General features: G+C 71.8%; 14 protein-coding genes. 6 read left to right on the top strand and 8 right to left on the bottom strand.

The genetic code is table 11. The annotated features are described in order from the left end of the window. Positions 1-73: 73 nt before the first annotated feature. The gene (locus ACIBAE_RS05560; protein WP_399282499.1) at positions 74-1153 is read left to right on the top strand and encodes a hypothetical protein; all 1080 of its coding nucleotides are present in this window, start codon (positions 74-76) and stop codon (positions 1151-1153) included. A gap of 213 nt (positions 1154-1366) precedes the next feature. Here the strand turns inward: ACIBAE_RS05560 and ACIBAE_RS05555 are convergent, their stop codons facing one another. From ACIBAE_RS05555 to ACIBAE_RS05540, 4 genes are all read right to left on the bottom strand, one after another. Then, on the bottom strand, positions 1367-2728 hold the full coding sequence (locus ACIBAE_RS05555) for an NDP-hexose 2,3-dehydratase family protein (protein ID WP_399282498.1): 1362 nt from the start codon (positions 2726-2728) through the stop codon (positions 1367-1369). Further along, positions 2725-3906 (bottom strand): nucleotide disphospho-sugar-binding domain-containing protein, encoded by a 1182-nt coding sequence (locus tag ACIBAE_RS05550; RefSeq protein WP_399282497.1) that lies wholly within the window; start codon positions 3904-3906, stop codon positions 2725-2727. Before ACIBAE_RS05550 ends, ACIBAE_RS05555 begins: the two co-directional genes overlap by 4 nt. Next, positions 3894-4499, bottom strand: coding sequence for a dTDP-4-dehydrorhamnose 3,5-epimerase family protein (locus ACIBAE_RS05545; protein ID WP_399282496.1), 606 nt, complete (start codon positions 4497-4499; stop codon positions 3894-3896). The genes ACIBAE_RS05550 and ACIBAE_RS05545 overlap by 13 nt, the downstream gene beginning before the upstream one ends. Positions 4500-4578: 79 nt before the next feature. After that, positions 4579-5580, bottom strand: coding sequence for a Gfo/Idh/MocA family protein (locus ACIBAE_RS05540; protein WP_399282495.1), 1002 nt, complete (start codon positions 5578-5580; stop codon positions 4579-4581). Positions 5581-5837: 257 nt separating this feature from the next. On the opposite strand from ACIBAE_RS05540, the gene ACIBAE_RS05535 reads away from it, so the two are divergent. From ACIBAE_RS05535 to pepN, 4 genes are all read left to right on the top strand, one after another. Further along, positions 5838-7307 (top strand): amino acid permease, encoded by a 1470-nt coding sequence (locus ACIBAE_RS05535; RefSeq protein WP_399282494.1) that lies wholly within the window; start codon positions 5838-5840, stop codon positions 7305-7307. Between the two features lie 279 nt (positions 7308-7586). Beyond that, positions 7587-10907 carry a S8 family serine peptidase gene (locus tag ACIBAE_RS05530; RefSeq protein WP_399282493.1) on the top strand — a complete coding sequence of 1107 codons (3321 nt, stop codon included), beginning with the start codon at positions 7587-7589 and terminating at the stop codon, positions 10905-10907. A 277-nt stretch (positions 10908-11184) separates the two neighbouring features. Then, entirely contained in the window at positions 11185-12213 is a 1029-nt protein-coding gene (locus ACIBAE_RS05525) for an aspartate-semialdehyde dehydrogenase (RefSeq protein WP_399282492.1), read from the top strand. Between the two features lie 133 nt (positions 12214-12346). Then, the gene (gene pepN / locus ACIBAE_RS05520) at positions 12347-14923 is read left to right on the top strand and encodes an aminopeptidase N (RefSeq protein ID WP_399282490.1); all 2577 of its coding nucleotides are present in this window, start codon (positions 12347-12349) and stop codon (positions 14921-14923) included. 254 nt (positions 14924-15177) lie between these two features. Here the strand turns inward: pepN and ACIBAE_RS05515 are convergent, their stop codons facing one another. Genes ACIBAE_RS05515 through ACIBAE_RS05505 form a run of 3 tightly spaced genes read right to left on the bottom strand, consistent with a single transcriptional unit; the run spans position 15178 to position 17818 of the window. Next, positions 15178-15408, bottom strand: a complete 231-nt coding sequence (locus ACIBAE_RS05515) for a hypothetical protein (protein ID WP_399282489.1) — start codon at positions 15406-15408, stop codon at positions 15178-15180. 58 nt (positions 15409-15466) lie between these two features. Continuing rightward, a complete protein-coding gene (malQ, locus tag ACIBAE_RS05510) occupies positions 15467-17584 on the bottom strand; it encodes a 4-alpha-glucanotransferase (RefSeq protein ID WP_399282488.1) in 2118 nt (705 codons plus the stop codon). Next, a complete protein-coding gene (locus ACIBAE_RS05505) occupies positions 17585-17818 on the bottom strand; it encodes a hypothetical protein (RefSeq protein WP_399282487.1) in 234 nt (77 codons plus the stop codon). A 289-nt stretch (positions 17819-18107) separates the two neighbouring features. On the opposite strand from ACIBAE_RS05505, the gene ACIBAE_RS05500 reads away from it, so the two are divergent. Beyond that, entirely contained in the window at positions 18108-21098 is a 2991-nt protein-coding gene (locus tag ACIBAE_RS05500) for a beta-N-acetylglucosaminidase domain-containing protein (protein ID WP_399282584.1), read from the top strand. Positions 21099-21173: 75 nt separating this feature from the next. Here the strand turns inward: ACIBAE_RS05500 and ACIBAE_RS05495 are convergent, their stop codons facing one another. Continuing rightward, entirely contained in the window at positions 21174-21713 is a 540-nt protein-coding gene (locus ACIBAE_RS05495; RefSeq protein WP_399282486.1) for an HNH endonuclease, read from the bottom strand. Positions 21714-21906: the final 193 nt, after the last annotated feature.

Here is a 21906-nt window from a genome sequence, read left to right as displayed (position 1 = left end):
CGAGGTTGTCCAGATTTGTCGACGAAATTGTTACAGGGGTTGAGAGCGCCCGGGTGGTGGGGAGATCCGGGTCATGAACAACAACACGCCGGTCACCCCCCGCCCCCTCAACCACCTCTCCCACGACGCGCGGCGCCGCCTGGTCTCGGCGGCGCAGCTGCGTGAGCACGGCGTCTCGGCGGGCCGGGCCGCCGCGCAGTGCCGGCCCGGCGGCCCCTGGCAGCAAGTGCTGCCGGGGGTCTACCTGTTGCGCCAGGGGCCGCCGACGAGCGAGGAGCGGCTGCACGCCGCGCTGCTGTACGCGGGGCGGCCGGGTGCCGAGAGCGGCGCGGAGGTGCCCGCGCAGCCGGGACCGGCCTCTCCCCCGGCGCCGGGCTCCCCGTACGGCGGTGTGATGATCACCGGGCTCGCGGCGCTCGCGCTGTACGGCTTCTCGGCCACTCCCCCGCTGCTGTCGCTGGACCGGATCGACGTGCTCGTACCGCACACCCGGCGGCTGCGCTCCACGGGCTGCGCCCGGCTGATCCGCACCCATGGCCTGCCCCGGCCCGAGGAAGTCACCGGGGTGCCGGTGGCGCCCGTGGCCCGGGCGGTGGCCGACGCGGTCGCCGAGCTGTCGGACGCCGAGGCCGTACGCGCGCTGCTGACCGAGGCGGTGCGCGCCGGGCACTGCGAGCCGGTCGCGGTGGTCCAGGAGCTGACCGAGGCCAGGCTGCTGGGCCGGCCGCAGGTGGCGGACGCGGTGGACGCGCTGCTCGCCGAGGGAAGATCGCTGTCCGAGCGGCGGCTGTACGAGATGGTGCGGACGTACGACCTGCCGGAGCCGGTCTGGAACGTCGAGCTGCGGCGGCCCGACGGGCCGACGCTGGCCGGGGTGGACGCCTACTGGCCGGAGCAGGCGGTCGCCGTCGAGCTGGACACCCGGGCGCCCCGGCAGGACGAACGGCGGGACGAGCGGGAGCACGACGAGACGGTGTGGTCGGAGTACGTCCGCCGGCGGGAGCAGCTGGAGCGGCTGGGGATCACCGTCGTCCACCTCACGCCCAGGAAGCTGCGCGAGGCCATGGAGCAGCAGGCGACGGTGGTCCGTACGGCCCTGATGACGGCGGACGACCGGGAACCGGCGGCGTATGTGATCGTCCTGCCGAGGTGAGCGACCGGCCCCGGGCGGGCCGGGGCAGGTCGGGCGGCCGTGGTGCCACGGCCGCCCGGACCGACCACTTTCAGCCATTTCCGGCCCCGGCGGGGGCGGTGTCACGGGCGGGCGGTGTCAGGAGCTGGTGATGTCACGGGCGGGCGGTGTCAGGAGCTGGTGATGTCACGGGCGGGCGGTGTCAGGAGCTGGTGATGTCACGGGCGGGCGGTGTCACAGGGCGAACCGCTGGCAGGCGAGCAGCGTACGGGCCTGGACGTTGACGTAGTTGCCGTACTGCGTCAGCGCGGTCAGCTGGCCGGGGGTGAGCCAGTGGTAGTCCGGCGGCGGATCCAGGGGGACTTCCTCCTCGCTCGCCTCGACGATCAGGTAGCGGCTCTCGGCGTTCAGGAACCGGCCGCCCTCCTCGGAGTGGATGGCCTCGTAGCGGATCCGGGCGGGGTCCGCATGCCGGACGAGGTCCAGGAAGCGCGGCTGCCGCTCCCGGGGCAGATGGGCGTAGTTGCCGGGGACGCACTGGACGGTGGGGCCCAGCTCGACCGACTGGAGGATTCCGCCTTCCGCCTTGGCATGCGCCAGGAGGTGCGGCACGCCGCCGATCCGCCGGGTCAGGAAGGCCGTGATACCGAGGCCCACCGGTTCGAACAGCGGCTGGGTCCAGCTGGCCACCTCGCGGCTGTCGGCCCGCACGGAGACGGCCATGACGCTGAAGTACCGGCCGCCGTCGTGGTCGATGGACGTGGCACCGCGCGTCCAGCCGGGCAGCTCTTTCAGCGGGACACGGTTCGCCCGGATCTGCCGGGTCGCCCGCTGCGCGGTGAGCCAGGAGAGGACTTCGGCGTCGGAGTGCAGCGCCCGGGGCTCGTCGCCGCCGAAGGGGGCGCACGACAGGACCGTACGGGAGTCCATGTTGACCAGGTTGTCGCGGCGCATGAGTTCGCCGATCTGGCCGAGGGTCAGCCAGCGGAAGTCATCGTCCGGCGGAACGTTTCCCCGGGCCTCGACGATCATGTTGCGGTTGCCCTTGTGGAGGAACCACGAGCCGTGCTCCGACTGGATCACATCGGCGAGCACGGTGCCCCGCTCCGGCCGTGTGAAGTACTCGATGTACGTGACGCCCGCGCCCCGGTGGGCGCCGGTGTAGTTGCTGCGGGTCGCCTGCACGGTGGGCGAGAGCTGGAGCAGATTGGGGTTGCCCGGCTCCATCTTGGCCTGCATCAGGAGATGCGGGACGCCGTCGAACTCCTTGACGAGGATGCCGAGGATGCCGACCTCCGGCTGCCGGATGATCGGCTGGTGCCACTCCTCGACCGGGCCGTCCTCGCAGCTGACATGCAGCCCCTCGACGGAGAAGAACCGCCCGCTCGCGTGGCCGAGATTCCCGGTGTCCGGACTGAACGACCAGCCGCGCAGCTCGTCGAACGGGATCCGGTCGACGCGGAAGCGGTGGGCCGCGCGCCGCTCGGCGAGCCAGTCCATGACGTCGCCGGTGGGCAGCTGGGTGCCGTATCTGTCCCTGGCCGACCGGGCGATGCGGGGGGCCGTCAGCGTGTCCGTACGCTCCGCGAGCTTCATGCCGCCCCCTCGCGCGCGACGCGCTCCAGCTCGCCGACGACGGCGGAGGGCGCCGGCATGTCCGCGACCGCCCGCGCCAGCCTCCGGGCCGCCTGTCCGTAGGAGGGGTCCTCCAGTACGGCTTCCAGGGCCTTGCGCAGCTGTCGCGGATCGTCCTGCCGGGGAGCGTCGTCGAGGGTGATGCCCGCGCCCGAGGAGGCCAGTTGGTCCCCGTAACCGAAGGTGTCCGCGATCTGCGGCAGGGCGAGCTGCGGCAGCCCGGCGCAAGTGCTGGTCATACCGGTGCCGTTGCCGCCATGGTGCACCACCGCGTCGCAGGTGGGCAGGAGGAGGTGCAGCGGTACCGGCTCGATCAGCCGGACGGCGCGCGGCACCGGGCCGAGTTCCTCGCGGTGGCGCTCGTCCACGGTCGCGAGCACCTCCATGTCCCGCAGGCCGTCGAAGGCGCGCAGGACGTTCCGGAGCAGCGGCACACCGTTGGCGCTCAGCGTGTGGGACCCGAGCGAGACGGCGACCCGGCGCTTCACCGGACGGGCGGCCCCCTCGTCCCGCAGCCACTCGGGCAGCACGCCGTTGCCGTTGTACGGGACGTACCGCAGGGGGATGGCCGGGGCGAGGCCGGGCAGCTGCAGGCCGGCCGGGCAGGGGTCGAGGATGACCGACGCTTCGGGCAGGTCCCGCAGCCCGAGTCCCTCGTACAGGCCCCGCAGCGCGATGCGGGCGCCCGTCCTGACCGGTTCGGACACCGGATCGACGCCGTACCGGTGGTGCGCGACGGGTATGCCCAGCGCGGCTCCGACGATCAGGGCGTTGCACTCCGACACGTCGGCCAGGATCAGGTCGGGGCGGTAGGCCGTCGCCAGCTTCAGGTACGCGGGCAGGACGTCCTCGCTGTGCCGCTGCCAGACGGGCGGGAAGACGCTCATGATCTCGGGCGTCCACCGGCCCATCCACTGCAGGGGCCGCAGGCCGGGGCGGGTCAGTTCGAGAACGGAGTCGTTGATGCCGGCGCGCTCCCCGACGCGTACGGCGTTCAGCCCTGCCTGACCGACCGCCGGCAGCACGTCCGGCTGGCCGGCCACCAGGATGTCGTGCCCGGCGGCGCGTATCGCCCAGGCGAGCGGCACCATGGGCATGAAATGGGTGGCGGAGGGGCTGGGGATCATCAGGACACGCACGGCTGCTCCAATTTCTTGTAATGCGCCTGGCATTCGGCATAGGTCGGCAGCAGTCCGGCGGCCACCGCCTCGTCGAGACCCGGAGCGGCCCGGTCCTTGTCGGACATCACCGGCTCGGAGGTCAGGTTCCACGGAATTCCGAGTTGTGGGTCGAGGGCGTTCACATCGATCATCGTGCCGGGCACGTATTCGGTCGAGCAGATGTAATTCATGCAGACGTCGTCGGTCAGCGCGAGAAAAGCGTGCCCGATCCCTTCCGACATGAGGACCGAGACGCCCGTCGACTCGTCCTGCTCCGTGATCTCGTACTCCCCGAAGGTCGGCGAGCCCACCCGCAGGTCGACGGCGACATCGAGTGCGGCGCCCCGGACACAGGTGACCAGCTTCTCCTGGCCGGGCGGCAGCGCGGTCGCGTGGATGCCGCGCAGGGTGCCCCGCCGCGAGACCGAGTAATTGACCTGCCCGACCGGGAACGGGCGGCCGAGGATGTCACCCAGCGCATCGGCTCTGAACGCCTCGTAGAAGCGCCCCCTGCCGTCCGGGATATGTCCCGGCTCTATCCGGTAGGCACCGGGCAGCCTGAGTTCGGTCACTTTTCCCTGGTGTACGAAGCTCACGAGAAGCCAATCGGTAGATCAATCGCTGAACAACCTCTGAGCAGCTGAACAACCTTTAAATTTCTGTACGAACGGCCGTGGCGGCCACCTGCTCGACAAGCGCGGCCACCCTTTCGGAATAGGCCCCGGCGCTCGCGTCGTCCGCCGCCGGATCCCCGTGCACCGACCTGATGAACGCGTCGACGCTCCGGGTGAATTGATCGTCGGGCGGCAGGGTGATCTCTTCCCGGTGGTCCTGACGGTCCAGCTGAAGCACCGGCTGCCAGGACGGCGGCGGGGTGAAGGCCCGGTCCAGACTCAGCGATCCGGCGGCGCCGAAGATCGCGTAGCGGGACCGGTAGGCGTGCTCCATCCCGAACGACAGCTGCGCGGGGACGCCCGCGGGCGTCACGAGCAGGACGCTTCCCGACCGTACGACCCCGTCCCGCACCGCGCGCAGCGTCGCACCGGCCACCGTCAGGTCGGGGCCGAGGAAGTGCAGGGCGGCGCGGAGTGGATAGAACCCCATGTCGAGCAGGGCGCCGCCACCGAGGTCGGGCCGGTTGCGGATGTCGCCGTCCCCTTTCGGCGGGATGGTGAACGCCGCCTCGAAACGCCGGACTTCGCCGATGGCGCCCTCGGCGACGAGGCGGGCGACGGTGGCGTGCTGGGTGTGCTGGAGGAACATGGCGTTCTCCCGCAGCACCAGCCCGCGCTCGCGAGCGGCCCGCAGCAGCCGCTCGGTGTCGGCCCGCCGGGCGGACAGCGGCTTCTCGGCGAAGACGTGTTTGCCCGCGGCGAGCGCTCGCTCGACCCACTCCGCCTGGAGCATCGCGGGCAGCGGGATGTAGACGGCCTCCACGCCGGGGTGGGCGAGAAGTGCGTCGTAACCGGCGATCGCCGCGCCGCCGAAGCGGTCGGCGAACCGCCGCGCCTTGACCTCGGTACGGCTGGCGCTGGCGACCAGCCGTGTGCCGGGGTGACCGACGAGGGCGGGGACCGTGCGGCGCCAGGCGATGTCGGCGCAGCCGAGTACGCCGATGCCGAGCGGGGCGCGCGAGGGTGACGCTGGGGTCACGGGGATTCCTTCCGTACGAGCTGGACGGGTGGGTTCCGATTGCCCGTTCCGGTCGCTCACTTGCCCGAAAGGCCTCTCAGCACACCCGTTTCGCCCGTTCGCCCGCTACTCCTGGGGAAACCCCTAAGACGTGTCGCGAAAGTGGCGCCGTCCCGGCGGGAGGTCCTAGGGAAAATCTGGACGGCCCCGTCCTAAGGTGCCGCTCGACCTCCCCCACGAACGACCCTCCCCCCATGAACGAAGCGAGATGATCGCCTGTGAGCACGGAAGCCGTCCAGGACACGCCACCGCCCGCCCCGGAGGGCGCGGCCGGCGCTTCGTCCCCGGACGCGGGAGACGCCGGGTACAGCAAGGACCTGAAGTCCCGCCACATCAACATGATCGCGATCGGTGGCGCGATCGGAACCGGCCTCTTCCTGGGCGCCGGCGGCCGGCTGGCCTCCGCCGGGCCCGCCCTGGCGCTGGCCTACGCGGTCTGCGGCCTCTTCGCCTTCTTCGTCGTACGGGCCCTCGGCGAGCTGGTGCTGCACCGGCCGTCCTCCGGTTCGTTCGTCTCCTACGCCCGTGAGTTCCTGGGCGAGAAGGGCGCGTACGCGGCCGGCTGGATGTACGTGGTGAACTGGGCGACCACGGGGATCGCCGACATCACGGCGGTCGCCCTGTACGCCCATTACTGGGGCATGTTCACCGACATCCCGCAGTGGGTGCTGGCCCTGGTCGCGCTGGCCGTCGTGCTCAGCGTGAACCTGATCTCGGTGAAGCTCTTCGGCGAGATGGAGTTCTGGTTCGCGATCATCAAGATCGCCGCGCTCGTCGCCTTCATGGCGATCGGCATCTTCCTGCTGGCCACCCAGCACCCGGTGGACGGGCAGGCGCCCGGCCTCGATGTCATCGGCGACCACGGCGGCTTCTTCCCGTCCGGCCTGCTGCCGGTCGTCCTGGTCCTCCAGGGCGTCGTCTTCGCCTACGCGGCCGTCGAGCTGATCGGGGTCACGGCGGGCGAGACCGCCGAGCCGCACAAGGTCGTGCCGCGCGCGGTGAACTCGATCATGTGGCGCGTCATGGTCTTCTACGTCGGCTCGGTGGTGCTGCTCGCGCTGCTGATCCCGTACGACGGTTACTCCGCCTCGGAGAGCCCCTTCGTCACCGTGCTCTCCAGGATCGGCGTGCCGGCGGCCGGTGACGTGATGAACCTGGTGGTCCTCACCGCCGCGATGTCGAGCCTCAACTCCGGTCTCTACTCGACCGGCCGCATCCTGCGTTCCATGGCGATGGCCGGTTCGGCACCGAGGTGGACCGGGCTGATGAACCGCCACCAGGTGCCCTACTCGGGGATCCTGCTGACGGCGGGCTTCTGCGTGCTCGGCGTCGGGCTGAACTACGTCGTGCCGGGTGAGGCGTTCGAGATCGTGCTGAACATCGCCGCACTCGGGGTGATCAGCACCTGGGGCATCATCATGCTCTGCCATCTGGCCTTCGTCCGGCGGGCCCGGGAGGGCCGCGTGCGCCGTCCCTCGTACCAGCTGCCGGGATCGCCGTTCACCGAGCTGGCCACGCTCGCCTTCCTGGCCGGTGTGATCGTGCTGATGTGGGCCGACGGTGACGTGGGCCGCCGTACGGTCATGCTCATCCCGGTCATCGGCGCCGCGCTGGTCGCGGGCTGGTTCGGGGTGCGCGGGCGGGTGCGCGCCACAGCGGCCGAGGCGAGGCGGGCGGACCGGGGCTGACCGCGACCGACCCCGACTGACCGGAAACGACAGAAGACGTCCGGGCTTACCCGGAAGCAGTGTCGGCGGTGTTACCGGAAGTGGATCTTCCGGTAACACCGCCGTAGCGTCTTTCCCGATTTTCGCCCGGTTGGTTCCCGATGGCGCGAGTCGAGCACTGGCGGATGTACGCCATGACCGAAACTCGTCCCGGACAACACTCCACAAAACCCTGTCACTTGCGCAAAGGTGAGCGGTCATCCGGTACCGATTTCCGGACTGTCTCTTTCACCAACAGGGATGCTGATGACCTCCGAATCCGAGAGCTCCATATCCGGGCCGAGACGCGTGGCCAGGATCGCGGCAGCCGCCGGCCTGGTGGCCGCGCTGGTCGCCTCCGGCGCGGTGCCCGCCTTCTCCGCGACGGGCGCCGCCGACCCGGCCGCCTCCGCCCCGGTCAAGTCGTCCGCCGACAAGCTCGGTGCGGCCGACGCCGACCTGCTCGCCAAGGCCAAGGCCACGGGCGAGAAGACCGTCACGATGATGGTCGCCACCGCCCCCGGGGCGACCGCGCAGGTGGCCGGTCAGCTGGGCGCCGTCGAGGGCGCCACGGTCGGCCAGACGTACGACAAGCTCGGCTACGTACGGGCCACGCTCCCCACCGCCAAGGCGGACGCCGCGATCAAGGCGGCCCAGAAGCTCTCCTCCGTCCACGGCATCGATCTCAAGCAGGAGATCAAGCTGGACGACCCGACGCCCGCGGCGGACACGGTCCGCTCGAAGGGCGCCAAGGCGGCCACGAGCACGGCCGCCAAGAAGTACCCGGGTCCCGACAAGAAGACCGCGGCGAAGAACCCGTACAACCCGTCCTTCGAGACGGGCGCCGTGGAGTTCGTCAAGGAACACCCCAAGTGGGACGGCCGCGACGTCACCATCGGCATCCTGGACTCGGGCGTCGACCTGGGCCACCCGGCGCTGCAGAAGACGACCACCGGCGAACGCAAGATCGTCGACTGGGTGACCGCCACCGACCCGGTGTCCGACGGCGACGGCACCTGGCTGCGGATGAACAGCGCCGTGAGCGGCCCGACGTTCACCGCCGCCGGCCGCACCTGGAAGGCCCCGGCGGGCTCGTACCAGTTCAGCACGTTCGCCGAGAAGGCGACCATCGGCGGCGACATGGCCGGTGACCTGAACCGCGACGGCGACACCACCGACGTCTGGGGCGTGCTCTACGACCCGGCGAGCGGCACCGTCCGCGTCGATCTCGACAACAACGGCGACTTCGGCGACGACACCGCGATGAAGCCGTACAAGAAGGGCTTCCAGATCGGCTACTTCGGGAAGGACGACCCGAAGACCACGATCGTCGAGCGCATTCCGTTCGTCGTCGAGATCCGCAAGAACGTCGTCTACAACGGGTCCGGCGCCACGTCCGACTACGTCAACATCGGCGTCATCCAGGGCGAGCACGGCACGCACGTGGCCGGCATCACCGCCGCCAACGGCCTCTTCGGCGGCAAGATGAACGGCGCCGCTCCCGGCGCCAAGCTGGTGTCCTCCCGCGCCTGCACCTGGAGCGGCGGCTGCACCAACATCGCGCTGACCGAGGGCATGATCGACCTGGTCACCAACCGCGGCGTGGACATCATCAACATGTCCATCGGCGGCCTGCCCGCGCTGAACGACGGCAACAACGCGCGGTCCGAGCTGTACACCCGGCTCATCGACACGTACGGCGTCCAGCTGGTGATCTCGGCCGGCAACAGCGGCCCCGGCGTCAACACCATCGGTGACCCCGGCCTGGCCGACAAGGTCATCTCCGTCGCCGCGTCCATCTCCAAGGACACCTGGGCCGCCAACTACGGCTCCGGCGTGGCGAAGAAGTACGCGCTGCTGCCCTTCTCCTCCACCGGTCCCCGCGAGGACGGCGGTTTCACGCCGACCCTCACGGCCCCCGGCGCGGCCATCAACTCCACCCAGACCTGGCTGGAGGGCAGTCCGGTCGCCGAAGCGGGCTACCAGCTGCCGCCCGGCTACTCCATGCTCCAGGGCACCTCGATGGCCTCACCGCAGGCCGCGGGCGCGAGTGCGCTGCTGATCTCCGCCGCCAAGGCGAAGCGCATCAACCTCACCCCGGCGAATCTCCGGACGGCGCTCACCAGCACCGCCACCAAGATCCCCGGCGTGCAGGCGCACGAGCAGGGCGCGGGCCTGATCGACATCCTGGGCGCGTGGAAGTCCATCAAGCGCGGCGGCGCCGTCGCCCACGACTACACGGTCAAGGCGCCGGTCGACACCGCGATCGACGAGTTCCTGAAGACCCCCGGCTTCGGCACCGGTCTCTACGACCGTGAGGGCGGCCTCCAGGCCGGCAAGAGCAGGACGTACGACGTCACCATCACCCGGACCACCGGCGCCAAGGGCGCGCTGCAGCACCGGCTGAGCTGGAAGTACAACGACGGCACCTTCCGACTGCTCGGCGGCGACAAGGTCAAGCTCCCGCTGAACCAGCCGGTCACCGTCACCGTCCAGGCCAAGCCCGGCTCGGCCGGCGTGCACAGCGCCATCCTGGAGGCGGACGACCGCGCCACGGAGGGTGTGGACAAGCAGATCCTCGCCACCGTGATCGCCTCGAAGGCACTGGCGAAGCCCTCGTACGCCTTCTCGGCGTCCGGTTCGGTGCAGCGCAACAGCTCGCAGTCGTACTTCCTCACCGTGCCGCAGGGTGCGAAGACCCTGGAGGTGGCGCTCGGCGGGCTCGCCAAGGACAGCCAGACCAGGTTCATCTCCATCCACCCGTACGGCGTAGCGGTCGAGGACAGCTCGACGACGTTCTGCTACCCGAACTACACGAACCCCGCCAACACCTGCCGCCCGGACCTGCGCTCCTACGTGGACCCGCAGCCCGGCGTCTGGGAGATCGAGGTCGAGTCGCGCCGCACGTCGCCGCTGCTCGACAACAAGTACACGCTGGAGGCGTCACTGCTCGGCGTCACCTTCGACCCGGCGGTCACCACGATCCCCGCGGCGAAGATCGGCACCCCGGCGCCGGTGTCCTGGAAGGTCACCAACGGCTTCGCGGCCCTCGACGGCACGCTCAGCGGCGGCTCGCTGGGCTCGGCGAAGGTCGAGCGCCCGACGATCAAGGAAGGCGAGCAGCAGCAGAAGACCGTCACCATCGGTGCGGGAGTCGAGCGGCTGGACATCGCCATCGGCGGTACCGCCGACACCGGCGCCGACCTGGACCTCGCGGTCTACACGTCGGCCGGTGTCCTGGTCGGCCAGTCGGCGGACGCGGACTCGGAGGAGGCCGTCAGCATCACCAACCCGGCCGCCGGTACGTACATCGTCGTCATCGACGGCTACGGGGTCCCGACCGGGGCCACGGCCTTCGACTACCGCGATGTGTACTACTCGGCTTCGCTCGGCACGATCAAGGCCGACGGCTCGAAGCCGGTGAAGCTCGCCTCCGGTGCGTCGGCGCAGGTCTCGGCCGAGGTAGTGGTGGCCGGCGCGGCCCCGGCGGGCCGGCAGTTCTTCGGTGAGGTGAAACTGCTGAACGCGCGCGGCACGGCCGCGGGCACCGGCAGTGTCGTCATCGGGAGCGTCACGCCGTAACCGCACGGAACCAACGGGAAGGGGCGGGCGTCCGTACGGGCGACCGCCCCTTCTCGCGTCCCGCCCCGCCGTCCGCCCTGCCGCCGTGCGCCGTCCTGTGACGCGTACGGGACCGCCCCGTCCGCCGGCCCACGCCGGTCGGACCGTGCTGGTCGGACCGTGCTGATCGGACCATGGATTGGGCAATGGATTGGACAAGGCGGCCGTGGTCATACGCATGATGGTCCGGTCACCGCGCCGCAACCGCATATCCGCAGGTACGTACGGAGGAGTCCCCGTGAAGGTCGGAATCGTCGGAGCCACCGGTCAGGTCGGCACAGTCATGCGCAGCATCCTGGCCGAGCGGAGCTTCCCCGTCACCGAGCTGCGGCTCTTCGCCTCCGCGCGGTCCGCCGGCTCCACGATCGACTGGCAGGGGAACCCGGTCACGGTCGAGGAGGCGTCCACGGCCGACTACTCCGGCCTCGACATCGTGCTCTTCTCCGCCGGTGGCGCCACCTCGAAGGCCCTCGCCGAGAAGGTCGCCGCGCAGGGCGCCGTCGTGATCGACAACTCCTCCGCCTGGCGCCGTGACCCCGAGGTCCCCCTCGTCGTCTCGGAGGTCAACCCGCACGCGGTCAAGGACCGCCCGAAGGGCATCATCGCCAACCCGAACTGCACGACGATGGCCGCCATGCCCGTGCTGCGCCCGCTGCACGAGGAGGCCGGGCTGACCGCGCTGGTCGTCACCACCTACCAGGCCGTGTCCGGCTCCGGCCTGGCCGGCGTGGCCGAGCTGCACGGCCAGGCGCAGAAGGTCGTCGCCGAGGCCGACCGGCTCACCCACGACGGCGGGGCCGTGGACTTCCCGGAGCCCACCGTCTACCAGCGCCCGATCGCGTTCAATGTGGTGCCGCTCGCGGGCGGTGTCGTCGACGACGGCTCCTTCGAGACCGACGAGGAGCAGAAGCTCCGCAACGAGTCCCGCAAGATCCTGGAGATCCCCGGGCTCAAGGTCTCCGGGACCTGCGTCCGGGTGCCGGTCTTCTCCGGTCACTCCCTCCAGGTCAACGCCCGCTTCACGCGTCCGATCAGCGTCGAGCGCGCGTACGAGCTGCTGGAGGCCGCGCCGGGCGTGGAGCTGTCCGAGATCCCGACGCCGCTGCAGGCGGCCGGCCGGGACGCCTCGTACGTGGGCCGGATCCGGGACGACGAGACGGTGGAGAACGGTCTGGCGCTGTTCCTCTCCAGCGACAACCTGCGCAAGGGCGCCGCGCTGAACGCGGTCCAGATCGCGGAGCTGGTCGCGGCCGAGCTGAAGGGCTGACGCGCGCGCCCGGGGGCGGGCGGCGGCGCCGCTCCGTCCCCGGGCCGGTGGGTTTCGGGACTCCTCCATCGCAGCCGTGGCACCACCTCTGGAAGGATGGGCACAAACGTCACGAACCGAGGAGATGACCCGGGTGCCTGGCACAAATCTGACCCGCGAAGAGGCGCAGCAGCGTGCGCGCCTCCTCACCGTGGACTCGTACGAGATCGACCTCGATCTCAGCGGCGCGCAGGAGGGCGGCACCTACCGGTCCGTGACCACGGTGCGCTTCACGAGCGCGGAGGCCGGGGCGGAGACCTTCATCGATCTGGTGGCGCCCGCCGTGCACGAGGCCGTCCTGAACGGCACGTCGCTGGATGTCGCCGCCGTCTTCCGGGACTCGCGCATCGCGCTGCCGCAGCTGCACGAGGGCCCGAACGAGCTGACGGTCGTCGCGGACTGCGCGTACACGAACACCGGTGAGGGGCTGCACCGCTTCGTCGACCCGGTCGACGAGCAGGCTTATCTGTACACGCAGTTCGAGGTGCCGGACGCGCGCCGCGTCTTCGCGTCCTTCGAACAGCCGGACCTGAAGGCGACGTTCCGGTTCACCGTGAAGGCCCCCGAGGGCTGGACGGTCATCTCCAACTCGCCGACGCCGGAGCCCAAGGACCATGTCTGGAGCTTCGAGCCGACCCCGCGCATCTCGTCGTACATCACGGCGCTGATCGCCGGTCCGTACCACGCGGTGCACAGCTCGTACGAGAAGGACGGGCAGTCGGTGCCGCTCGGCATCTACTGCCGTCCCTCCCTCGCGGAGTACCTGGACTCGGACGCGATCTTCGAGGTCACCCGGCAGGGCTTCGCGTGGTTCCAGGAGAAGTTCGACTACGACTACCCCTTCGCCAAGTACGACCAGCTGTTCGTGCCGGAGTTCAACGCGGGCGCGATGGAGAACGCGGGCGCGGTCACCATCCGCGACCAGTACGTCTTCCGCTCGAAGGTGACGGACGCGGCGTACGAGACGCGGGCCGAGACGATCCTGCACGAGCTGGCGCACATGTGGTTCGGCGACCTGGTCACCATGGAGTGGTGGAACGACCTGTGGCTGAACGAGTCGTTCGCCACGTACACATCGATCGCCTGCCAGGCGGACGTGGCGGGCTCGCGCTGGCCGCAGTCCTGGACGACGTTCGCCAACTCCATGAAGACGTGGGCGTACCGGCAGGACCAGCTCCCCTCCACGCACCCGATCATGGCCGACATCCGCGACCTCGACGACGTCCTCGTCAACTTCGACGGCATCACGTACGCCAAGGGCGCGTCGGTGCTGAAGCAGCTGGTCGCGTACGTCGGGAAGGACGAGTTCTTCCGTGGCGTGCAGGCCTACTTCAAGGCGCACGCGTTCGGCAACACCCAGCTGTCCGACCTGCTGGGCGCGCTGGAGGAGACCTCCGGGCGCGATCTGAAGACCTGGTCGAAGGCGTGGCTGGAGACGGCCGGTATCAACATCCTGCGGCCGGAGATCGAGCTGGACGCGGCGGGTCATGTGACCTCGTTCGCCGTACGGCAGGAAGCGCCCGCGCTGCCCGCCGGCGCGAAGGGCGAGGCGGTCCTGCGGCCGCACCGGATCGCGGTCGGCTGCTACGACCTGGACGAGAACGGCAAGCTGGTCCGTACGAGCCGGATCGAGCTGGACGTGGACGGGGAGCGCACGGAGGTGCCGTTCCCGCTGAACACCCCCCGGCCCGCCGTCATCCTGCTCAACGACGACGACCTCTCGTACGCGAAGGTCCGGCTGGACGAGGAGTCGCTGCGGGTCGTCACCGCGCACCTCGGGGACTTCACGGAGTCGCTGCCGCGCGCGCTGTGCTGGGCGTCGGCATGGGACATGACGCGCGACGGCGAGCTGGCGACGCGCGACTACCTGGCGCTGGTGCTGTCCGGTATCACCAAGGAGTCGGACATCGGCGTCGTGCAGTCGCTGCATCGCCAGGTGAAGCTGGCGATCGACCTGTACGCGGCGCCCGAGTGGCGCGAGGCGGGCCTGACGCAGTGGACCGAGGCCACCCTGGCGCATCTGCGCGCGTCCGAACCGGCCGGTGACCACCAGCTGGCGTGGGCCCGCGCCTTCGCCGCGACGGCCCGTACGCCGCAGCAGCTCGACCTGCTCCAGGGCCTGCTGGACGGGACGGAGACGATCGAGGGCCTGGCCGTGGACACCGAGCTGCGCTGGGCGTTCGTCCAGCGGCTGGCCGCGGTGGGTCTGCACGACGAGGAAGAGATCGCCGCCGAGTACGAGCGGGACCGGACGGCGGCGGGTGAGCGCCACGCGGCGGCGGCCCGCGCCGCACGCCCGACGGCCGAGGCCAAGGCGGAGGCGTGGGCCTCGGTGGTGGAGAGCGACAAGCTGCCGAACTCCCTGCAGGAAGCGGTGATCGGCGGCTTCGTCCAGACCGACCAGCGTGAACTGCTCTCCCCGTACACGGAGAAGTTCTTCGCGGCGGTGGCCGGCGTCTGGGAGTCCCGGTCCCACGAGATGGCCCAGCAGGTCGCGGTCGGCCTCTACCCGGCGCTCCAGGTCTCGGAGGCCACGCTGGACGCGACGGACGCGTGGGTGGCTTCGGCGGGCCCGAACGCGGCGCTGAGGCGCCTCATCTCGGAGTCGAGGTCGGGCGTGGAGCGTGCCCTGAAGGCCCGGTCGGCGGACGCAGCGGCGGCTGCCCTCTAGCGGTGTGACAGGACGGGGCGGGTCGGGAAGCGGGGTGAACGCTTCCGGGCCCGCCCCCGTCGTCATGCCCGGCGGCCGTCGCGCCGCGACCGGATCAGGGCATGCGAAGAGTCAGGGCATGCGACGGGTCAGGACATGCGGAGGGCGCGGGCGCGCGAGGAGTCAGGGCACACAAAGGCGCCGCCCGGCATCGTTCGCCGCGCGGCGCTCTCGGCGCTTCGGCACCCGGGTGCACCGGGTGCGTGGGTGGTGCGTCAGACCCGCTTCTCGGACTTGTCGAGCACCATCACCAGGCCGACGATGATCGCGAAAGCCACCAGAGGAATCCCGACGTACAGGCCCACCGTCTCGCCCGCACTCAGGCCTGAGCCCGGGTCGTCACCGTCGTCGCGGGTCAGCGCGAGGGCCGGGGACGACATGAGCAGCATCATCAGCGTCGTACCGGCCGCCAGGGCGCCGGCGCGCAGAACGTTCTTCTTGTCCACGGTGCAAACGTAGCGAACGCCCCGGCACCTCGCGCGCGCGGGGGTGCCATACGGGGCGTCAGCGAGGTCCCGGCGGGGGCTTCAGCACCTCCATCAGAGCGTGCAGCCGGGGTGACGCGGCCAGTTCCTCCAGGGTCGTCGGGCGGCCCCCGGCGTCCGCGACGGGCAGCCGCCAGTTGGGGTACTGGTCCCAGGTGCCCGGCAGATTCTGGGGCCTGCGGTCGCCCACCGTGTCCGGCAGCCAGACTCCGACCATCCGCGCCGGGGTGCGCAGCAGGAAGCGGTGGACCGCGCGGATCTGCTCCTCCTCGTCGCCCTCCGCCCCGGTCAGCAGTCCCAGCCGGGCGAGGTAGTCGAGCCAGTCCGCCACCTCGGCACGGTCCTCGGCCAGCTCCTGTTCCAGCGGGCGGGTGAGCAGCCCGAGCCTGTGGCGCAGTCCGACATGCTCGCCGGTGAGCCGGGCCGCCGTGGAGGGCAGGTCGTGGGTGGTGGCGGTCGCCAGGCAGCCGGCGCGCCAGCTTCCGGGGGGCAGCGGGAGGCCCGTCCCCTCCCAGTCGCGCTCGAACCACAGCACCGACGTGCCGAGCACACCGCGCCGCTCCAGCGTCTCGCGTACGCCGGGCTCGACCGTGCCCAGGTCCTCCCCTATGACGACGGCGCCCGCGCGGTGCGCCTCCAGGGCGAGAACCGCGAGCATCGCCTCGGCGTCGTAGCGCACATACGTTCCCTTGGTGGGCTGCTCGCCCTGGGGCACCCACCAGAGCCGGAACAGCCCCATCACATGGTCGATCCGCAGTGCCCCGGCATGGCGCAGCAGTCCTTGGAGCAGGCCCCGGAAGGGGGCGTAGCCGGACGCGGCGAGGACATCGGGGCGCCAGGGGGGCAGGCCCCAGTCCTGGCCGAGCGCGTTGAAGGCGTCCGGCGGGGCGCCGACCGACATGCCCCCGGCGAAGGCGTCCTGCTGCGCCCAGGCGTCGGCGCCGCCGGGGTGCACACCGACGGCGAGGTCGTGGACGATGCCGACGGCCATGCCGGCGTCCGTGGCGGCCCGGGACGCGGCGGCCAGCTGCTGATCGGTCAGCCAGGCCAGCCGGCAGTGGAAGTCGACCTGGCCGAGCAGGTCCCGGCGGGCCTCGGCCGTCTCGTCGGAGCGGGGGTCGCGCAGCCCGGCCGGCCAGGTGTGCCAGGCGGAGCCGTGCGCCTCGGCGAGCGCGTACCAGGTGGCGTGGTCCTCCAGGGCCCGGCCCTGTGCGGCGAGGAAGTCGCGGTATTCGGCGCGGCGTCCGGGACCGAGCGGGACCCTCACGAGGATCTCCAGCGCCGCGCGCTTGAGCGCCCAGACGGCGTCCCGGTCGATCAGCGCGTCGTTTTCGAGGACGGAGGCGCGCAGGGCTCCGGCCTTCCCCAGGAGCGCGTCGAGCCGGTCGCGGTCCGCGCCCCGGACGTACGCGTACTCCGGCACGTCCTCGATCCGCAGATGGACCGGGTCGGGGAAGCGGCGCGAGGAGGGGCGGTACGGGGACGGGTCCGTCGGGGCGCCGGGGACGGCCGCGTGCAGGGGGTTGATCTGGACGAAGCCGGCGCCCAGGGAGCGGCCCGACCACGCGGCCAGCTCGGCGAGGTCCCCGAGATCGCCCATGCCCCAGGAGCGGGTGGAGAGCAGGGAGTAGAGCTGCACCAGGAAACCGTGCGTGCGGCCGGGCGGCCCCGGCACCTGTCCGGGTGCGACGACGAGCGTGGCGTGCGCGGTGCGGCCTTCGGGGGCGCGGGCGGTCAGCCGGTGCACCCCGAGGGGGAGCCGGGACCACGCGGAGGCGGCCGCGGAGGGCCCGGCCGCCGGCAGCTCCACCGCCTCGCCGCGGCTCTCGCCGTCATCCCCGCCGTGCTCCGTCTCCACCCGCAGTGTCGTCCCGTACGGCAGGGCCGTCAGGACGTCGGGCGGCTCGGGCGCTCCCGGCCCGCTCCACATCACCACCGTCGGGGGCAGCAGGCGGCTCGCGGCGGCCGACTCGGCGCGGCGCAGCGCCTCGTCCACCGCGGTGGGGGTGGACGCGTCGATACCCAGTGCGGCGAGCACCGAGACGACCGTGCCGTCCGGGACCGGGACGTCGACGTCCGGGGAAGGCGCGTACGAGGTGGCGACACCGTGCAAAGCGGCGAGCCTGGCCAGGCTCATTCAGACTCCAGGGGACTCCGTGCCGCCGGCCGTACCGGGCGCGGTCGGCTCACTGGTCAGCGGGGCGGTGTCGGCGAGCGGGGGCTCGCTGGTCAGGGGGGCGGGTCCGGCGAGCGGGGGCTCGCTGGTCAGGGGGCCGGCGCCGATGCTCGCGAGGGGCGGCTCGCTGGTCAGCGGCTCGGGCCCGGGCTGTGGGGAGAGGGCGGAGAGCAGCAGTTGTGCGGACGCGACCATGACGGCGCCTCCCAGGGACGGGGAACAGGACATACCAGCTCTACCCAGCGCGCGCGGGCGCAGACGCGCACTGCCCGTAAACGTGTATCGACTCACCATCATTTCCCCGTACGGGAGTTGAAACTCCTGCCTATCACAACGGGCAAACAAGGCATAAAGGCCACGCGCATTGACACTTCACCACCGGGGTGGTGGGCTCGTTTCCGCTGGATGACAACGCTTGACGACGGCGCTCGGGGAGAGCGTTCGGTGAGTGGCCGGCGATTTCGGGCAGCGAGGGGAGCAGGGCGTGCGGCTGGGGCGCAGAAAAGGGACCGCGACCACCATCGCGGTCGCCGTGATCGGTGGACTCCTCGGCGCGGCACCGGGCGCGCTGGCCGCGCCCCATGGGCCGGGCTCCCCGGCCGCCACCACCCCTGACCAGGAGGGCGAGGCGGCGGTGCCCGCCGTCTGGCCCCGGCCGCAGGCGATCCGGGCGGCCGGCCAGGCCGTGCCCCTCGGCGACGAGGTCACCCTCGTCGCCGGCGAGGGCGCCGACGCGTACGCGGTGCGCGAGCTGACGGACCTGCTGCGCGCGGCCGGTGTGCGTACGGTGCGCACCACCTCCGCGTCCGGCGTCACCCCGCCGCCCGGTGCGGACACCGTGATCCTGGCCGGCGGCGCCGCCGCGGGAACCGCGCTGCGCGCCCTGCGCGCGCCCGAGCGCGCCGATCTCCCGTCCGGCGGCTACCGGATCGCCGTGGGCGCTGTCGGAGGCCGGGCGACCATCGCCCTGGAGGGCGTCGGCGACGACGGGCTCTTCCACGGCGCGCAGACCCTCCGGCAGCTGATCGTCCGGCAGGGCGGTCGCCCCACCGTCCCCGGGGTCGTCGTCCGCGACTGGCCCGGGACGGCGATACGGGGCACCACCGAGGGGTTCTACGGGCAGCCGTGGGCCCATCAGGACCGGCTGGCGCAGCTCGACTTCATGGGGCGCACCAAGCAGAACCGCTATCTGTACGCGCCCGGCGACGACGCCTTCCGGCAGACGCGCTGGCGCGAGCCGTATCCCGCCGCGCGGCGCGCGGAGTTCCGTGAGCTGGCCGAGCGGGCCCGCCGTAATCATGTGACGCTCGCCTGGGCCGTCTCCCCCGCCCAGGCGATGTGCATGACGTCGGAGAAGGATCTCAGGGCACTCACCCGCAAGATCGACGCGATGTGGGCACTGGGGGTGCGCGCCGTCCAGCTGCAGTTCCAGGACGTCAGTTACAGCGAATGGCACTGCGACGAGGACGCGGAGACGTTCGGTTCGGGGCCCGGTGCGGCGGCGCGGGCGCAGGCACGGGTGGCGAACGCGGTGGCCCGGCACCTGGCGGACCGCTACCCCGGCGCCGAGCCGCTGACGGTGATGCCGACGGAGTACTTCCAGGACGGCGCGACGGACTACCGCACGGCGCTCGCCGGCGCGCTCGACCGGCGCGTGCAGGTGGCGTGGACGGGGGTCGGGGTCGTACCGCGCACCATCACGGGCCGGGAACTGACCAGCGCGCGGGCCGCGTTCCGGCATCCCCTGGTCACCATGGACAACTACCCGGTCAACGACTACGAACCGGGTCGGATCTTCCTCGGCCCCTACACCGGCCGGGAACCGGCCGTCGCCGCCGGCTCCGCCGCGCTGCTCGCCAACGCGATGGAGCAGGCGTCCGCCTCCCGTATCCCGCTGTTCACGGCGGCCGACTACGCCTGGAATCCGCGCGGCTACCGGCCGCAGGAGTCCTGGCAGGCCGCGATGGACGATCTGGCGGGGGAGGACGTCAAGGCCCGTGAGGCGCTGCGCGCACTCGCCGGGAACGACGCGTCGTCCGTACTCAGCTCGTCGGAGTCGGCGTATCTGCGCCCGCTGTTCGCCGATTTCTGGCGGTCCCGCACCACGGCGGACGCGGCGGACCGGAGCGCCGCCGCGAGCAGGCTCAGGGCCGCGTTCACCGTGATGCGGGAGGCGCCCCAGCGGCTCGCCGGGACGGCGGACGGCCGGCTCGACGACGAAGTACGCACCTGGCTCGACCAGTTGGCGCGGTACGGCAGGGCCGGCGAGCTGGCCGTCGACATGCTGCGGGCCCAGGAGCGCGGCGACGGGGCGGCGGCCTGGCGGGCGTCGCTGGATCTGGAGCCGCTGCGCGAGGCGGCCCGGGCGAGCAAGGCCGGGGTCGGCAAGGGTGTCCTCGGTCCCTTCCTCGACCGGGCCGTGAAGGAAGCGGCGGCCTGGACCGGCGTGGACCGCGCCACGGACGCGAACATCACCCAGGACGGGCAGTCGTACACCGTCGCCCTCGGCCGGGCCCGGCCCCTCGAAGTCCTCAACACCATGACCGAGCCGGGCACCGGCGCCGGGGCGAGCGTCGAGGCGCATGTCCCGGGGCAGGGCTGGCGCGCTCTGGGCCCGCTGTCGATGAGCGGCTGGACCGAGTCCGACGCGAAGGGGCTGCTGGTCGACTCCGTGCGGATCGTGTGGCCGGGCGCGGGCCCCGGGGCCGGGGTCGCGGGTTCCGGCGGCTCCGCGCCGGCCGTACGCCATGTCGTGACCTGGTACGCCGACGAGCCGCAGGCCCGGCTCGACCTGGCGCGGGGCGTGGCGGACGCCCAGATCGGCGGTGAGCCGCAGCAGGTGGAGGCGCGGCTGGACGCGCAGCGCCCGGGCGAGGTGCGGGGGTCGCTCACCGCGAAGGCGCCTTCCGGCATCCGGGTGACGGTGCCCAAGGAGACGACGGTGCCGCGCGGATCGAGCACCAACGTGCCCGTCCAGGTCAGTGTCCCCGAGGGCACCCCGGCCGGTGAGTACGAGGTGCCGCTCGCCTTCGCCGGGGAGGAACGCACGCTGACCGTCCGGGCCTCGCCGCGCACCGGTGGCCCCGACCTGGCGCGGACGGGCGCCGCCTCGTCCTCCGGGGACGAGACCGCCGATTTCCCGGCGTCGGCGGTGATCGACGGCGATCCGGCCACCCGCTGGTCCTCACCCGCCGGGGACGGGGCCTGGTGGCAGCTGGAACTGCCTCGGCCCGTCCGGCTCGGCCGGGTGGTGCTGCACTGGCAGGACGCGTACGCGACCCGCTACCGCGTCCAGGTCTCGGCGGACGGCCGGAACTGGCGCACCGCCGCGACGGTCGACGACGGCAGGGGCGGGCGCGAGGCGATCGGCATGGACGCGAAGGACACCCGGTTCGTGCGGATCCAGGGCGACGCGCGGGCGACCCGGTTCGGGTACTCCCTGTTCACGGTGGAGGCCTACGCGGTCGCGGAGTAGGCCGGGGCACGGAGGAGTACGACGGGGCACGGAGGAGCGTCGGGGCGCACCGGCCGCGCCCCCGTGCCCGTCAGCTCACAGCGCGTTCACTCCGTCGATCCGGGCCATCGCGTCCTCCGCTCCGTACGGCTGGAGGTAGGGCAGCCAGCGCGGGTCCCGGTGGCCGGTTCCGATGATCCGCCAGGCGAGCCCGGACGGCGGTGCGGGCGGCTGGTTGAGCCGCCAGCCCAGTTCCCGCAGATGCCGGTCCGCCTTGACGTGGTTGCACCGGCGGCAGGCCGCCACCACGTTCTCCCACGCGTGCTGCCCGCCACGGCTGCGTGGAATGACGTGGTCGACGCTGGTCGCGACCCCACCGCAGTACATACAGCGTCCGCCGTCGCGGGCGAAGAGCGCACGGCGTGTCAGCGGAACGGGCCCCCGGTAGGGGACCCGCACGAAGCGCTTCAGCCGTACGACGCTGGGTGCGGGGATGACACGGGTCGCGCTGTGCATGAAGGCGCCGGATTCCTCGAGGCTGGTGGCCTTGTTCTCCAGTACGAGGACGAGCGCGCGGTGGAGCGGTACGACGCCGAGGGGCTCGTACGACGCGTTGAGGACCAGGACATGCGGCACGGATGCCTCCTATTACGCCGGCGGCACGTGGCTCGCGCCGGGACGATCTGCTCCAGTCTCTCCTCATGCCTGGTCGAAGCGCCACCACGTCCGGGTAACAGGCTGGGAGTGTTCTGGACCACAGGCGACTCCCCAACGCGCACAAGGCCCCTGTGAGGCCGGGACGGGGCATACGTGAGGAGTGTCTCTCCAG

Origin of the sequence: Streptomyces sp. NPDC051569 (assembly GCF_044454085.1) — a bacterium.
Taxonomy (GTDB): domain Bacteria; phylum Actinomycetota; class Actinomycetes; order Streptomycetales; family Streptomycetaceae; genus Streptomyces.
This window is presented reverse-complemented; position numbering and strand designations above follow the sequence as displayed.